The organism is Erwinia sp. TECH1, assembly GCF_054057575.1.
Genome location: NZ_JBSRZK010000001.1, coordinates 3175914 through 3190653, shown reverse-complemented (window position 1 = coordinate 3190653; position 14740 = coordinate 3175914). Strand labels below are relative to the sequence as shown.

Below are 14740 nucleotides of genomic sequence, written 5' to 3'. Positions count from 1 at the left end.
CCGGTCCCGTCGGGACCGGCGTTACACCTGCTGGAGAATAGATCGCCATGGCTACGTTAAGTCAGGAAGCCACACTTGTTCACGAAGCGCTGCTTGCGCGTGGACTGGAAACACCCCTACGCTCGCCTGCGCGTGATATGGATGACGAAACCCGCAGGCGGCTGATCGCCGGGCACATGACCGAAGTCATGCAGCTGCTTAATCTTGATTTAGAAGATGACAGCCTGATGGAAACGCCGCACCGCATCGCTAAGATGTATGTGAATGAGGTGTTCTCCGGCCTGGACTACGCCAACTTCCCGAAAATCACCCTGATTGAAAACAAAATGAAGGTGGACGAAATGGTGACGGTGCGGGATATCACGCTGACCAGCACCTGCGAGCACCACTTTGTGATCATCGACGGCAAAGCGACGGTAGCCTATATCCCGAAAGATAAAGTGATTGGCCTGTCGAAGATTAACCGCATCGTGCAGTTTTTCTCTTCCCGTCCACAGGTACAGGAAAGGCTGACCCAGCAGATCCTGGTTGCGCTGCAAACGCTGCTTGGCACCAATAACGTCGCGGTTTCCATCGACGCGGTGCACTACTGCGTAAAAGCGCGCGGCATTCGTGATGCGACCAGCGCCACCACCACCACTTCACTGGGCGGCCTGTTCAAATCCAGCCAGAACACCCGTCAGGAGTTTCTGCGCGCCGTTCGCCACAGCTAAGCTACGGCGCGCCGTCGTAGCCAGTTGTTACCCTTCACCACAGTCAGGGCCTGCCGATGCCTCGTATTCAGACGCTGGATTTTATTCGGGGCATCGCCATTCTGGGGATCCTGCTGCTCAACATTAACGCCTTCGGTCTGCCGGGCGCCGCCTATCTGAACCCGGCGTGGCAGGGCAGCGTTACGCCGGGCGATGCCTGGACGTGGGCGCTGATCGATTTCTTTGCCCAGCTGAAATTCCTCGCGCTGTTTGCGCTGCTGTTTGGCGGCGGCTTGCAATTGCTGCTTTCGCGCGGCAAACGCTGGCTACAGGCGCGCCTGAGCTGGCTGGTGCTGCTCGGTTTTCTGCACTGTCTGCTGTTCTGGGAAGGGGACATCCTGCTGGATTACGGGCTGATTGGGCTGGTAGCCTGGCGGATGATCCGCGACGTCTCCTCGACGCGGCAGCTGTTTAATACCGGCGTGATGCTTTATATCGTGGGCTGCGGCGTGCTGCTGGTGTTCGGCCTGCTGTCGGGCCATCAGCCTAACAATTCCTGGCTGGCGGGGGCGGCGGATATTCAGTATGAAACCTTCTGGAAAACCCACGGCGGTTGGGAAGCGGTGCGCAACCGTCTCGATCTGCTCTCGTCAGGCCTGCTGTCGCTGGCGGCGCAGTACGGCTGGCAGCTGGCCGGCCTGATGCTGATTGGCGGCGCCTTGATGCGCAGCGGCTGGCTACAGGGGCGCTGGAGCCTGACCCACTACCGGCGCACTGCGCTGATGCTGCTGCTGCTGGCGGCCATCATCGAAATACCGGGCATTTATCTGCAGTGGGCTTGCGGCTGGGCATTTTATCCGTCAGCGTTCTATTTACAGCTGCCGCGCGAGCTGAGCGCGCCGCTTCAGGCTATCGGCTATGCCGCGCTTTGCTTTGGTTTCTGGCCTACGCTGGCCCGTTTTACCCTCACGCGCGCCATCAGCAGCGTAGGGCGGATGGCGCTGAGCAACTATTTACTGCAAACGCTGCTTTGCACCACGCTTTTTAACCATTTCGGCTGGTTCAACCGGCTCGATCGGCCGCAGCTGCTGGTGGTAGTGCTGCTGGTCTGGCTGGTAAATCTCCTCTTTTCGCTGTGCTGGCTGCGCTATTTCCGCCAGGGGCCGGTCGAATGGTGCTGGCGTCAGCTCACCCGTCTGAGCAGCCGCGACGTAATGTTACAAAAATGATAAGCGTCACAAATGTGACGGAAAGGGATGTAACCGTTTTCATCAGTGTGACCTGATTCACGCAGTCTTGCCTTGCCCTTTGTCAGAATAGCCCCGCAAACAACGCATCCGGGAGGGCTATGCAAACCTTATCTTCCACAGGCAGTCAGCCATGATCACCATTCGCGATGTAGCCCGTGAGGCTGGCGTGTCGGTGGCGACGGTTTCACGCGTGCTTAACCACAGCGCGGCGGTCACACAGGAAACGCGGGAAAAAGTGCTGGGCATCGTCGGCCAGCTGGGCTACCGACCCAACGCCAACGCGCAGGCGCTGGCTTCCCAGGTCAGCGATACCATCGGCGTGGTGGTGATGGACGTCTCCGATCCCTTCTTCGGCGCGCTGGTCAAAGCGGTGGATACCGTCGCGCAGCGTATGCAAAAACACGTACTTATCAACAACTCCTATCATCAGGCGGACAAAGAGCGGCACGCTATCGAGGTGCTGATCCGTCAGCGTTGCGGCGCGCTGATCGTTCATGCCAAAGCCCTGGCAGACGACGAGCTGGCCTCGCTGATGGATCAGGTGCCCGGCATGGTGCTGATCAACCGCGTAGTGCCGGGCTACGCGCACCGCTGCGTCTGCCTGGACAACGTCAGCGGCGCGCTGATGGCGATGCGCATGTTGCAACAGCAGGGCCACCGGCGCATCGGTTATCTGGGGTCGAGCCATACTATCGAAGATACAGACCAGCGACGCGCGGGCTGGCGGCAGGCGCTGGCCGAGCAGGCTACCCAGCCTGCCGAAAGCTGGATCGCCAGCGCCGAGCCGGATATGCAGGGCGGAGAGGCGGCGATGGTGGAGCTGCTGGGGCGTAATCTCCACCTCAGCGCCGTGTTCGCCTATAACGACAGCATGGCCGCCGGGGCGCTGACCGCGCTGAAAGATAACGGCATTGCGGTGCCGCAGCAGCTGTCGGTGATTGGCTTCGACGATATCCCCATTTCCCGCTATACCGACCCGCAGCTGACGACCGTCCGCTATCCTATTGTTTCCATGGCTAAACTGGCTACCGAACTGGCGTTGAAAGGCGCGGCGGGCCTGCTGGACGAGTCGGCCGGTCACTGCTTTATGCCAACGCTGGTGCGCCGTCATTCCGTCGCGCCCTGCCAAAGTGTGGCGGCGATCACTATACGCAACGATACCGCCATGTAACCGTTTTCAATCCGTGAGTAAGTTCACAGTTAATTAACATCTGCTTCACTAAGATGGCCGTGCCTGGCCGGGACAGAATAACAACACGGTCCGGCTGCACACGCATACCGACCCTACAAAGAACCGGAGAGAACAATGAAGAAGGCATTCACCCTCACAGCCCTGGTTGCCAGCATGATGTTTGGCGCAACGGCGCAGGCGGCCGATACCCGCATTGGCGTAACCATTTATAAATATGATGACAACTTTATGTCCGTGGTGCGCAAGGATATCGAGAAGGAAGCGAAAAACAGCAGCGGCATTCAGCTGCTGATGAACGATTCGCAGAACAGCCAGTCAACGCAAAACGATCAGATTGACGTGATGGTGGCGAAAGGCGTGAAGGCGCTGGCGATTAACCTTGTCGATCCGGCGGCGGCGGCGGTGGTTATCAGTAAAGCCAAAGCCAACGATATTCCGATTGTTTTCTTCAACAAAGAGCCTTCTGCTAAAGCGCTGGCCAGCTACGACAAGGCTTACTATGTCGGTACCGATTCTAAAGAGTCCGGCGTCAAGCAGGGCGAGCTGATTGAGAAACACTGGAAAGCCAATGCCAACTGGGATCTGAACAAAGACGGCGTGGTGCAGTTTGTGCTGCTGAAAGGCGAGCCGGGCCACCCGGATGCCGAAGCGCGTACCAAATACGTGATCGAAACCCTGAATAAAGACGGCCTGAAAACGCAGCAGCTGCATCTGGATACCGCCATGTGGGATACCGCTCAGGCAAAAGACAAGATGGACGCGTGGCTCTCCGGCCCGAACGGCAACAAAATCGAAGTGGTGATCGCCAATAACGATGCGATGGCGATGGGCGCGGTAGAAGCGCTGAAGGCGCATAACAAAACGTCCGTACCGGTCTTCGGCGTGGATGCGTTGCCGGAAGCGATGGCGATGGTGAAATCCGGCGCGATGGAAGGCACCGTGCTGAACGATGCGGAAAACCAGGCCAGAGCCACTTTTGAAATGGCGAAAAACCTGGCGGCGGGCAAACCGGCGACCGAAGGCACCAACTACAAGCTGGAAGGTAAAGTGGTGCGCGTGGCCTATGTGCCGGTTGATAAAGAGAACCTCGCTCAGTTCAGTAAATAAGTCTTTCCGGGCGCACTCGCGTCCGTTACCGGGCCCGTCGCAGAACGGGCCCGATCGTAAAACGATCCGCCAGGTAGAATTATGAGCAGCGATCAGGGGCAGTATCTGCTGGAAATGACTAACGTCAGCAAGTCCTTTCCGGGCGTAAAGGCGTTAGATAACGTTAATTTAAAAATTCGTCCCCATTCGGTTCACGCGCTGATGGGGGAAAACGGCGCGGGCAAATCGACTTTATTAAAATGCCTGTTTGGTATTTATAGCAAAGACACGGGAAGCATTCTTTTTCAGGGCAAAGAGATCGACTTTAAAAGTTCCAAAGAGGCGCTGGAAAACGGCGTATCTATGGTGCATCAGGAATTAAACCTGGTTTTACAGCGCACGGTCATGGATAACATGTGGCTGGGCCGCTATCCGCGAAAAGGCTTTTTCGTCGACCAGGATAAAATGTATCGCGATACCAAAGCCATTTTTGAAGAGCTGGATATTGATATCGATCCGCGCGACAAAGTGATTAACCTTTCCGTTTCGCAGATGCAGATGATAGAGATAGCTAAAGCGTTCTCTTATGATGCCAAAATTGTCATTATGGACGAGCCGACCTCTTCATTAACGGAAAAAGAAGTGAACCACCTGTTCACTATTATCCGTAAATTAAAAGATCGCGGCTGCGGCATAGTTTATATCTCCCACAAGATGGAAGAGATTTTCCAGCTGTGCGACGAAATTACTATTTTGCGCGACGGCCAGTGGATCGCTACCCAGCCGCTGGAAGGGCTGGATATGGATAAGATCATCGCCATGATGGTAGGGCGCTCGCTGAACCAGCGCTTCCCGGATAAGTCCAACGTGCCGGGCGAAACTATCCTGGAGGTGCGTAACCTTACCTCACTGCGCCAGCCGTCTATTCGCGATATTTCGTTCGATCTGCGCAAGGGCGAAATCCTTGGCGTGGCCGGGCTGGTGGGGGCTAAACGTACCGATATCGTGGAAACGCTGTTCGGCATCCGCGAAAAGTCCGGCGGCACCATTAAGCTGCACGGCAAAAAAATCAACAATAACTCGGCTAACGAAGCGATTAATCACGGCTTTGCGCTGGTGACGGAGGAGCGTCGCGCCACGGGGATTTATGCGTTTCTGGATATCGGTTTTAACTCGCTGATTTCAAATATTCGCAAATATAAAAACTCGATTGGCCTGCTGGATAATAACCGGATGAAAAGCGATACCCAATGGGTTATCGATGCCATGCGGGTAAAAACACCGGGACACGCGACCTCTATCGGCTCGCTTTCGGGCGGCAACCAGCAGAAAGTCATTATTGGCCGCTGGCTGTTAACCCAGCCGGAAATATTAATGCTGGACGAACCGACGCGCGGCATCGACGTCGGCGCAAAGTTTGAAATTTATCAGCTGATTTCCGATCTGGCGAAAAAAGAGAAGGGCATCATTATTATCTCTTCCGAAATGCCGGAGCTGCTGGGCATTACCGACAGGATCCTGGTCATGAGCAACGGCATGGTCGCAGGCATTGTCGAAACCAAAACTACCACGCAAAACGAAATATTACGTTTAGCATCCAAGCACCTTTAATGAGGTAAGGGCTGTCCATGAATGCTGTGAATAAGAAGAATGCGCTCACCTGGCTGAAAGAGGGTGGCATCTATGTTGTGTTGCTGGTTCTGCTGGCGATTATTATTTTCCAGGATCCGACATTTTTAAGCCTGATGAACCTGAGTAATATTCTGACCCAGTCCTCCGTGCGCATTATTATTGCGCTTGGCGTGGCCGGGCTGATTGTAACGCAGGGCACCGACCTTTCCGCCGGTCGTCAGGTTGGTCTGGCCGCGGTAGTGGCGGCGACGCTGCTCCAGGCGATGGATAACGCCAACAAGGTGTTTCCACATATGGATACCGTGCCGATCCCGCTGGTTATCCTGATTGTCTGCGTTGTCGGCGGCCTGATTGGCCTGATCAACGGCGTGATCATCGCCTATCTGAAGGTGACGCCTTTTATCACCACGCTGGGCACGATGATTATCGTTTACGGCATTAACTCGCTTTATTACGACTATGTAGGCGCTTCGCCGATCGCCGGGTTCGATGAGAAATTCTCGACCTTTGCGCAGGGCTTTATTCGCCTGGGCGACTTCAAGCTCTCCTACATTACGTTCTATGCGGCTATTGCTATCTTCTTTGTCTGGATTTTGTGGAACAAGACCCGCTTTGGCAAAAACATCTTTGCTATCGGCGGCAACCCGGAAGCGGCAAAAGTGTCGGGCGTGAACGTTAACTTCAACCTGATCCTGATTTATGCGCTTTCCGGCGTGTTCTACGCCTTCGGCGGGATGCTGGAAGCGGGACGTATCGGCTCGGCAACCAATAACCTGGGCTTTATGTACGAGCTGGATGCGATTGCGGCCTGCGTAGTAGGCGGCGTCTCCTTCGCCGGCGGCGTGGGCACCGTGGCCGGTGTGGTAACGGGCGTGCTGATTTTCACCGTTATCAACTACGGCCTGACCTATATCGGCGTTAACCCTTACTGGCAGTACATTATCAAAGGCGGCATCATTATTTTCGCCGTGGCGCTCGACTCCCTGAAATACGCCCGCAAGAAATAGTGTGCTTCTATAGAGAAAGGCCAGCCCGGCCTTTCTCTTTTTCCTGTCAGAACTGCACGCCTTTGGTCAGCCCGCCGTCCACCAGGAGATTAGTGCCGGTGGTGAAACTGGCCGCCTCGCTGGCAAGAAACACCGTGGCTTTCGCTACTTCCTGCGGCGTCGCCATTCTTCCCAGCGGATTCGCCGCCAGGCATTTGGCAAAGGTTTCCGGCTGGTTGCGTTCAATATCGCCCCACACGCCTTCACTGAAATAAACGTTGCCCGGCGAAACGGTATTCACGCGAATGCCATCTGCCGCGTGGCGTTCCGATAAGGTTTTGCCGTAATGGATCAGCGCCGCTTTCATAATGCCGTACGGCTCGGCAAACATATCGACCTCGCGTCCCGCCACGCTGGAGATCAGCACGATAGATGCAGCAGAGGATTTTTTCAGGTAAGGAAGGGCGCCCTGCACCATCGTTACGGTGCCCATCAGGTCGGTGTCGAACGCTTTACGCCACACGTCCGGATCGCTGCCTGCCGCCAGCGCGCTGACGTTAGGCACGATAATATCCAGCCCGCCAAGGCGGTTCGCCGCTTCCTGAATCCATGTTTGCATCTGCTCTGGGGAGGTGACATCGACCGCCGTGCCGTTTGCGCGTGAACCCAGCGCCTGTTGCGCTTCCTGCACGCCTTCAGGGCTGCGCGCGCAAAACTCCACCCGTGCGCCTTCGGCAAGAAAGCATTCCACAATTGCTCGTCCAATGCCGCGCGAGCCGCCGCTGACCAGTACGCGACGATCCTTCAAGTTCAGATCCATTTGTCTCTCCTGTTAACGTTTAGTGATCTATTCGGCAGACAGACTGACAGAAGAAGCGGGCAGGTTCATAACAATCAGTGCGTTAACGGCGGCATGTCACGCTGGCGGACGGGCATCCGCCTTCATTTTTTGTTCCAGCTCCAGCAGCTGTTCAGGCGTGACCGCCGGATAGCTCTGCGCATCTTCCGGGACTTCGTGCCGCGCCGGGATCGGCACCAGCGGCCCCAAAAAGCGCGGTTCGCGCTTCATCAGATACAGATCGGCCAGCGCGCCCAGGCGAGCCGCCACTTCCCTGGTGCGGATATTCAGCATGTTTTTCGGCGAGGGCACCGCGTAACACTGCGCCTGAATGCCCATATGCAGCGCAATAAACAGCGCGCGCTCGCAGTGGAAACGCTGGGTGATGATGATGAAGTCGTTGGTGTCGAAGACCTTGCGCGTGCGCACGATAGAATCCAGCGTACGGAAGCCGGCGTAATCCAGCACAATATCGGCAGGCGCCACGCCGGCGGCAATCAAATCCCGCCGCATGGTCATCGGCTCGTTGTAGCTTTGCTGCGCATTATCGCCGCTCAGCAGCAGATAGTTAACCTTGCCGCTGTTATAGGCGTTGAGCGCGCCCTGCATCCGATAAAGGTAATACTGATTGATGACGCCGGTACGATAATATTTTGCCGTGCCTAATACGACGCCGACCTGACGATGGGGCAGGGATTTGAGATTATCGTAGACGTAAGGCGCGGTTTTGACGCTTATCCAGCGATCCAGGCCGAGCGCGGTTATTACCATCAGGGTAACGATGATAATCAGGCCGTAGATCAAGCGTTTTATCATGCCGTACGGTACTCAGACTGAAGCCGAAAAGGTGGCTCAAGGCTACTGTACCCGACGAGGTGAAGCAAGCGGTAGCGCACCGGCTGGCGGCTTTTTGCACAAAATCGTCAAACGCTGTGGAAAGGGGATAAAAACCGGGCGCACGGCGCGCCCGGTCAGCGGTATTAAATAGAAGTACGGCGATAGTTACGGTACTGCGGCAACCAGAAATTGGCGGCAATCGCTTTGGACAGCACATCTTCCGAGGTGACCACCGCCACGCCGGCCAGCTGCGCCGCTTTGCCTACGGCCATCGCAATTATTTTCGACACGCCCTGAATATCTTTCACTTCCGGCAGCACCGGGCCAGCGCCGTCGTTGACCAGCGGTGAACAGTCGGCCAGCGCGCGGCTGGCGGCCATCAGCATACTGTCGGTCACGCGGGTGGCGCCCGAAGCGATCACGCCCAGGCCGATGCCGGGGAAGATATAGGAGTTGTTGCACTGCGCGATCGGGAACGTTTGCTCTTTCCAGGTGACCGGCGCGAACGGGCTGCCGGTCGCGACCAGCGCGGCACCGTCGGTCCACGCCATAATATCCTGCGGCGTTGCTTCCACGCGGGAGGTCGGGTTGGAGAGCGGCATGACGATTGGGCGCGCGCAGTGCTTGTGCATCTCGCGGATAATCTCTTCGCTGAACAGGCCGGGCTGGCCGGAAACGCCGATCAGAATATCCGGGCGCGCGTTACGCACCACGTCCAGCAGCGACAGGGAATCGGAACTGGAATCCCAGTCGGCCAGATCCTCGCTCTTCTGCACCAGCTTGCTCTGGAAGCTGAGCAGGTTTGGCTGCTTGTCGGTGAGCAGGCCGAAGCGATCCACCATAAAGACGCGCGCGCGGGCTTCTTCGTCGCTCAGACCTTCTGATTTCATCTGCGCGATAATCTGCTCGGCGATGCCGCAGCCGGCAGACCCCGCGCCCAAAAACACTACTTTCTGCTCGCTCATTTTGCTGCCTGCTGCGCGGCTGGCGGCGATCAGCGTGCCCAGCGTGACGGCGGCGGTGCCCTGGATATCGTCATTAAAGCAGCAGACTTCATCGCGATAGCGCTCCAGCAGCGGCATGGCGTTTTTCTGCGCGAAATCCTCAAACTGCAGCAGCACGTTTGGCCAGCGGCTTTTTACCGCCTGGATAAATTCATTAACGAAGTTATCGTACTCTTCGCCGGTGATACGCGGATGACGCCAGCCCATATAGAGCGGATCGTTCAGCAGCTGCTGGTTGTTGGTGCCGACGTCCAGCACCACCGGCAGCGTATAGGCCGGGCTGATGCCGCCGCAGGCGGTATACAGCGACAGCTTGCCGATAGGAATGCCCATGCCGCCGATGCCCTGATCGCCCAGGCCAAGAATACGCTCGCCGTCGGTGACTACGATGACCTTCACGTTCTGCTTGGTGGCGTTTTGCAGCATATCTTCAATGCTGGCGCGGTTCGGATAGGAGATAAACAGCCCGCGCGCGCGACGATAGATTTCAGAAAAGTGTTCACAGGCCGCGCCGACGGTCGGGGTATAGATAATCGGCATCATCTCTTCAAGATGATTATCCAGCAGGCGGTAGAACAGCGTTTCGTTGGTGTCCTGAATGTTGCGCAGATAAACGTGCTTGTCGTTGGCGTTTTTGAAATCCTGAAACTGACGCCAGGCGCGCTGGGCCTGCTCTTCAATGGTTTCCACCGTCTCGGGCAGCAGACCGTTCAGGTTAAAGTCATTGCGTTCTTCTATAGAGAAGGCGCTGCCCTTATTCAACAGCGGAAATTCCAGCAGGATAGGGCCAGCGTAGGGAATGTAGAGAGGGCGTTTACTTTCGTAGTCGAGTTCCATGTAATCAATGCTCACTGGGATCGGTAGTGGCCCAATCCTAAAATAATTCATCCGAAAGTACAGCATTTGTTAACAGCTTATAACAAATGCGGGCACTTTTTTGGCAATAAAAAGCCAGCCGGCAGCGGGGCTTGCGGGCTGGCGAAGCGGATCAGCGCAGCGGCACGGTTTGCAACGTCGCGCAGCCCAGCGCCTGAAGCGTCGCGGCGGTTGCCTGTCGCTGGATAAGGCGGGCATCGGGCGCTTCCGCCAGCACGGCGCGCTGAATTTGCAGCACGTCGTAGCCTGCAAGGTTCAGCAGGATCAGCGCGGCCTGCAGCGGCGGCAGGCTTGGGTTAAAGGCGGCGTTTTCCGCATAGCTGCCGGCAAAAATCGCGCCGTCGGCCATTTGCAGCGCCACGCCGCTTAACGCCTGCGAGTAAGGCGCATGGCTGCGGTTAGCCGCCTCAAGCGCGGCCCTGACCAGCGCGTCGCCGGTAATGGTCAGGCCGTGATCGACCTCGTCCAGCAGCAGCGTCTCAATCGCTAAATCGCGCGGGCCGAAAGCATCTGGCAGGTAATCGCCCAGCGTCGCCGGTTCGCGTCCCGGCAGATGAATGCGCAGCGCGGTGCCGCTGTTCAGCTCGTTCATAAACTGGCGGCAGTGGCCGCAGGGCGTGTAGTTGACGGTAATCGCCTCAAGACCTTTTTCGCCGCGCAGCCAGGCATGGGTTACCGCGCTCTGTTCGGCGTGGACGGTTTGCTGCATGGTCGCGCCGGAAAACTCCATGTTTGCGCCAAAATAGAGATGGCCGCTGCGGCCCAGCGCCAGCGCGCCGACGTTAAAGCGCGACAGCGGCGCGACGGCACAGGCGGCCGCCAGCGGCAGCAGCGCAAAGGTAAGTTCGCGGTTGTCCAGACCGGTTTCGGTTCTGATGGCGGCCATTTGTTCTGGGGTAAAAAAAGCGGGAAAGGTGTCGGTCAGCAAAGGCTGCAACGCCGCCTGCAGCGGGGAAGGCAGCGCGGCGAAAGCCGCTTGAAAACGTGGTTGCATAGTGGCTTCTCTTGCATAAGTGGCCGCTTATTCTGGCGGGCAGCCAGGCTAATGTATGTGATTATAATCACACAGATTATGCAATTTATGAAAGAGAACCACAAAATGCGCGACGCATCGCAAGTTTTATCGCCAGAAATGCATCAGTAGCGGAAAAAGAAACGGTGCCAGCAGCGAAGTGATAATGCCGCAGATCACCAGCGCCAGCGAGCTGTAGGCGCCTTCCTGGTAATCCAGCTCCGAGCAGCGCGCCGTACCCAGCGCGTGAGAAGCGTTGCCGATCGCCAGACCGCGCGAGGCCTTGCTGCGGATCTTCAGCAGGTTAAGCAGCATATGACCGAAAACCGCGCCGAGTACGCCCGCAATCAGCACGCAAATGGCGCTGATGGCCGGAATGCCGCCCAGCGTGGCGGAAACCGCCATGGCAATCGGCGTGGTCACGGATTTAGGCATAATAGTCGCCGCTATCTGCGGCGTGGCGCCCATCCACAGCGCGATAGCCGTACCGGAAATCATCGCCGTCATGCTGCCGATAAAGCAGACGCCGATAATTGACTTCCAGCGCGCGCGGATCTGATGCATCTGTTCATACAGCGGCAGCGCCAGCGCCACCACGGCGGGCTGCAACAGCTGGTTCAGGATCGCGCTGCCCTGAAAATAGCGGGCGTAGGGCATCTGCATCAGCAGCAGCAGCGGAATGATGACCGCCATGGAGATCAGCAACGGATTGAGCAGGGAAATTTTCACCTTCGCCGCCACCCGGCGAGCGCCGAAAAAGACCAGCATGGTCAGCGGCAGAGACCACCAGATATCACTCATCGCCTGTTCCTTTCACTTTGCCATGCAGCTGGTGCGAAGCCAGCCCCACGGTCAGCAAAACAATAAAGGTGCTGACCACGCAGGAAACCACTATCGGGCCGAACTGCGCGCTGAGCAGGTCGGTATAGCTCATCACGCCGACGCTGATCGGCACAAACAGCAGCGCCATATAGCGGATCAGGAGCAGGCTGCCGGGCCTGATCCAGTCGGGTGGAACCAGTTGAAAAGCCAGCAGAAAAAACAGGATCAGCATACCGATAATGCTGCCCGGGATCGTGACCGGCAGCAGCAGCCCCAGCGCGTTTCCGGCATAGAGGCAGAGATAGATAATCAGAAAGGCGCGCAGATAGCGCCAGAGGATCAACAGTACGGTACGCATGATAAGCTCCGGTTTTGCAACGCATTAATCATACGATCGGCAGGAGATTTGTGCCAGAGATCACAGTGGGCCGCAAAAAAACGGGCGAATCGCTTCGCCCGTCTCCGTTGCTTATTTCACCTGCATTCCCGGCTGAGCGCCGCTGTCCGGCGACAGCAGGAAGATCTCTTTGCCGCCAGGGCCGGCGGCCATCACCATACCTTCCGAGATGCCGAAGCGCATCTTACGCGGCGCCAGGTTAGCCACCATCATGGTCAGGCGGCCTACCAGCACCGACGGATCCGGATAGGCGGTACGAATGCCGGAGAAAATGTTGCGGGTTTCGCCGCCCAGATCCAGCGTCAGGCGCAGCAGCTTATCGGAGCCTTCGACAAACTCGGCGTTCTGGATCAGCGCGATACGCATATCCACTTTGGCAAAGTCGTCAAACGTAATGGTTTCCTGAATCGGATCGTCCGCCAGCGGGCCGGTCAGCGCCGGTTTGTTCGCCGCCGCCGCGTCCTCTTTCGAGGCCTCGATCAGCGCGTTGACCTTGTCCATCTCGACGCGGTTGTACAGCGCTTTAAAGGCGGAAAGCGTGTGATCGCGCAGCGGCTGCGCAATACCGTCCCAGCTCAGCTCCTGGTTCAGGAAGGCTTCGGCGCGCTCGCTCAGCGAAGGCAGCACCGGCTTCAGCCAGGTCATCAGCACGCGGAACATATTGATGCCCATTGAGCAGATCGCCTGCAGGTCGGCATCGCGGCCTTCCTGCTTCGCCACCACCCACGGCGCCTGCTCGTCAACGTAGCGGTTCGCTACGTCCGCCATCGCCATGATTTCACGCACCGCACGGCCAAACTCACGGCTCTGCCAGGCTTCCGCAATGCTGGCGGAGGCGTCCACAAAGGATTGATACAGCGCCGGATCGGCCAGCTCGGCGGACAGCTTGCCGCCAAAGCGCTTGTTGATAAATCCGGCGTTACGGGACGCCAGGTTAACCACTTTATTAACGATATCCGCATTCACGCGCTGGACGAAATCTTCCAGATTCAGGTCGATATCATCAATGCGCGAAGAGAGCTTGGCGGCATAGTAGTAGCGCAGGCTGTCGGCATCCAGATGCTGTAGCCAGGTGCTGGCCTTAATGAAGGTGCCGCGCGACTTGGACATTTTCGCGCCGTTAACCGTCACGTACCCGTGGACAAACAGGTTGTTCGGCTTGCGGAAGTTGCTGCCTTCCAGCATGGCTGGCCAGAACAGGCTGTGGAAATAGACGATGTCCTTGCCGATAAAGTGATACAGCTCGGTCTCGGAGTCTTTTTGCCAGAAGGCGTCGAAATCAATATCGCCGCGCTTGTCGCAGAGATTTTTAAACGAGCCCATATAGCCGATAGGCGCATCCAGCCAGACGTAGAAATATTTGCCCGGCGCGCCCGGAATTTCAAAGCCGAAGTAGGGCGCATCGCGTGAGATATCCCACTGTTGCAGACCCGACTCGAACCACTCCTGCATCTTGTTGGCGACCTGCTCCTGCAGGGCACCGGAACGGGTCCAGGCCTGTAGCATGGCGCTGAACTCCGGCAGATCGAAGAAGAAGTGCTCGGAGTCGCGCAGTACCGGCGTCGCGCCGGACACCACGGATTTAGGATCGATCAGCTCGGTCGGGCTGTAGGTGGCGCTGCACACTTCGCAGTTGTCGCCGTACTGATCCGGCGATTTACATTTCGGGCAGGTGCCTTTCACAAAGCGATCCGGCAGGAACATGCCTTTTTCCGGGTCGTAAAGCTGCGAAATAGTCCGGTTTTTGATAAAACCGTTCTCTTTCAGACGGGTATAGATCAGCTCCGACAGCTCGCGGTTCTCCTCGCTGTGCGTGGAGTGGTAGTTATCGTAGCTGATATTGAAACCGGCGAAGTCATTCTGATGTTCCTGACTCATCTCGGCAATCATCTGCTCAGGCGCAATGCCCATCTGCTGAGCTTTCAGCATGATCGGCGTACCGTGCGCATCGTCGGCGCAGATGAAGTAAACCTCGTTGCCGCGCATTCGCTGGTAACGGACCCAAATATCCGCCTGGATATGCTCGAGCATGTGGCCGAGATGAATAGAACCGTTGGCGTAAGGGAGTGCGCACGTTACCAATATTTTTTTCGCGACTTGAGTCATAGTGAGACTT

Annotated in this window: 13 protein-coding genes; 6 read left to right on the top strand and 7 right to left on the bottom strand. The window is 57.1% G+C overall.

From position 1 onward, the window contains the following. Nucleotides 1-47 precede the first annotated feature (47 nt). The 6 genes from folE to mglC all read left to right on the top strand — a co-directional run bounded on the left by folE (nucleotide 48) and on the right by mglC (nucleotide 6859). Nucleotides 48-713: a GTP cyclohydrolase I FolE gene (gene folE, locus ACVWZ0_RS15015; RefSeq protein WP_125288176.1), complete on the top strand. Its 666-nt coding sequence runs from the start codon at nucleotides 48-50 to the stop codon at nucleotides 711-713. A 56-nt stretch (nucleotides 714-769) separates the two neighbouring features. Beyond that, nucleotides 770-1921: a DUF418 domain-containing protein YeiB gene (gene yeiB, locus ACVWZ0_RS15010; RefSeq protein ID WP_253459962.1), complete on the top strand. Its 1152-nt coding sequence runs from the start codon at nucleotides 770-772 to the stop codon at nucleotides 1919-1921. A gap of 151 nt (nucleotides 1922-2072) precedes the next feature. Further along, nucleotides 2073-3113 (top strand): HTH-type transcriptional regulator GalS, encoded by a 1041-nt coding sequence (gene galS, locus ACVWZ0_RS15005; RefSeq protein WP_253459965.1) that lies wholly within the window; start codon nucleotides 2073-2075, stop codon nucleotides 3111-3113. 135 nt (nucleotides 3114-3248) lie between these two features. Continuing rightward, entirely contained in the window at nucleotides 3249-4241 is a 993-nt protein-coding gene (mglB, locus tag ACVWZ0_RS15000) for a galactose/glucose ABC transporter substrate-binding protein MglB (RefSeq protein ID WP_253459968.1), read from the top strand. 81 nt (nucleotides 4242-4322) lie between these two features. Next, complete coding sequence (gene mglA / locus ACVWZ0_RS14995; RefSeq protein WP_125288172.1) at nucleotides 4323-5831, top strand: galactose/methyl galactoside ABC transporter ATP-binding protein MglA; 1509 nt, start codon at nucleotides 4323-4325, stop codon at nucleotides 5829-5831. Between the two features lie 17 nt (nucleotides 5832-5848). Next, nucleotides 5849-6859 carry a galactose/methyl galactoside ABC transporter permease MglC gene (gene mglC / locus ACVWZ0_RS14990; protein ID WP_125288171.1) on the top strand — a complete coding sequence of 337 codons (1011 nt, stop codon included), beginning with the start codon at nucleotides 5849-5851 and terminating at the stop codon, nucleotides 6857-6859. Between the two features lie 46 nt (nucleotides 6860-6905). Here the strand turns inward: mglC and ACVWZ0_RS14985 are convergent, their stop codons facing one another. From ACVWZ0_RS14985 to metG, 7 genes are all read right to left on the bottom strand, one after another. Next, the gene (locus tag ACVWZ0_RS14985) at nucleotides 6906-7658 is read right to left on the bottom strand and encodes an SDR family NAD(P)-dependent oxidoreductase (RefSeq protein WP_253459971.1); all 753 of its coding nucleotides are present in this window, start codon (nucleotides 7656-7658) and stop codon (nucleotides 6906-6908) included. Nucleotides 7659-7754: 96 nt separating this feature from the next. Further along, nucleotides 7755-8492 (bottom strand): outer membrane permeability protein SanA, encoded by a 738-nt coding sequence (sanA, locus tag ACVWZ0_RS14980; RefSeq protein ID WP_253459974.1) that lies wholly within the window; start codon nucleotides 8490-8492, stop codon nucleotides 7755-7757. Nucleotides 8493-8656: 164 nt separating this feature from the next. Beyond that, nucleotides 8657-10354 carry an NAD-dependent malic enzyme gene (locus ACVWZ0_RS14975; protein ID WP_253459977.1) on the bottom strand — a complete coding sequence of 566 codons (1698 nt, stop codon included), beginning with the start codon at nucleotides 10352-10354 and terminating at the stop codon, nucleotides 8657-8659. 151 nt (nucleotides 10355-10505) lie between these two features. Continuing rightward, a complete protein-coding gene (gene cdd, locus ACVWZ0_RS14970; RefSeq protein WP_253459980.1) occupies nucleotides 10506-11387 on the bottom strand; it encodes a cytidine deaminase in 882 nt (293 codons plus the stop codon). Between the two features lie 126 nt (nucleotides 11388-11513). Continuing rightward, nucleotides 11514-12206, bottom strand: coding sequence for a CidB/LrgB family autolysis modulator (locus ACVWZ0_RS14965; protein ID WP_253459983.1), 693 nt, complete (start codon nucleotides 12204-12206; stop codon nucleotides 11514-11516). Further along, nucleotides 12199-12585 carry a CidA/LrgA family protein gene (locus ACVWZ0_RS14960; protein ID WP_253459986.1) on the bottom strand — a complete coding sequence of 129 codons (387 nt, stop codon included), beginning with the start codon at nucleotides 12583-12585 and terminating at the stop codon, nucleotides 12199-12201. Before ACVWZ0_RS14960 ends, ACVWZ0_RS14965 begins: the two co-directional genes overlap by 8 nt. Nucleotides 12586-12696: 111 nt before the next feature. Continuing rightward, complete coding sequence (gene metG, locus ACVWZ0_RS14955; protein WP_253459989.1) at nucleotides 12697-14730, bottom strand: methionine--tRNA ligase; 2034 nt, start codon at nucleotides 14728-14730, stop codon at nucleotides 12697-12699. Nucleotides 14731-14740 lie beyond the last annotated feature (10 nt).

Bases quoted from the DNA above. Each gene is read 5' to 3' on its own strand.
- mglB (WP_253459968.1), top strand. From the start codon at position 3,249: ATGAAGAAGGCATTCACCCTCACAGCCCTGGTTGCCAGCATGATGTTT.
- folE (WP_125288176.1), top strand. From the start codon at position 48: ATGGCTACGTTAAGTCAGGAAGCCACACTTGTTCACGAAGCGCTGCTT.
- metG (WP_253459989.1), bottom strand. From the start codon at position 14,730: ATGACTCAAGTCGCGAAAAAAATATTGGTAACGTGCGCACTCCCTTAC.
- ACVWZ0_RS14975 (WP_253459977.1), bottom strand. From the start codon at position 10,354: ATGGAACTCGACTACGAAAGTAAACGCCCTCTCTACATTCCCTACGCT.
- cdd (WP_253459980.1), bottom strand. From the start codon at position 11,387: ATGCAACCACGTTTTCAAGCGGCTTTCGCCGCGCTGCCTTCCCCGCTG.
- mglC (WP_125288171.1), top strand. From the start codon at position 5,849: ATGAATGCTGTGAATAAGAAGAATGCGCTCACCTGGCTGAAAGAGGGT.
- ACVWZ0_RS14965 (WP_253459983.1), bottom strand. From the start codon at position 12,206: ATGAGTGATATCTGGTGGTCTCTGCCGCTGACCATGCTGGTCTTTTTC.
- sanA (WP_253459974.1), bottom strand. From the start codon at position 8,492: ATGATAAAACGCTTGATCTACGGCCTGATTATCATCGTTACCCTGATG.
- ACVWZ0_RS14960 (WP_253459986.1), bottom strand. From the start codon at position 12,585: ATGCGTACCGTACTGTTGATCCTCTGGCGCTATCTGCGCGCCTTTCTG.
- galS (WP_253459965.1), top strand. From the start codon at position 2,073: ATGATCACCATTCGCGATGTAGCCCGTGAGGCTGGCGTGTCGGTGGCG.
- ACVWZ0_RS14985 (WP_253459971.1), bottom strand. From the start codon at position 7,658: ATGGATCTGAACTTGAAGGATCGTCGCGTACTGGTCAGCGGCGGCTCG.
- yeiB (WP_253459962.1), top strand. From the start codon at position 770: ATGCCTCGTATTCAGACGCTGGATTTTATTCGGGGCATCGCCATTCTG.
- mglA (WP_125288172.1), top strand. From the start codon at position 4,323: ATGAGCAGCGATCAGGGGCAGTATCTGCTGGAAATGACTAACGTCAGC.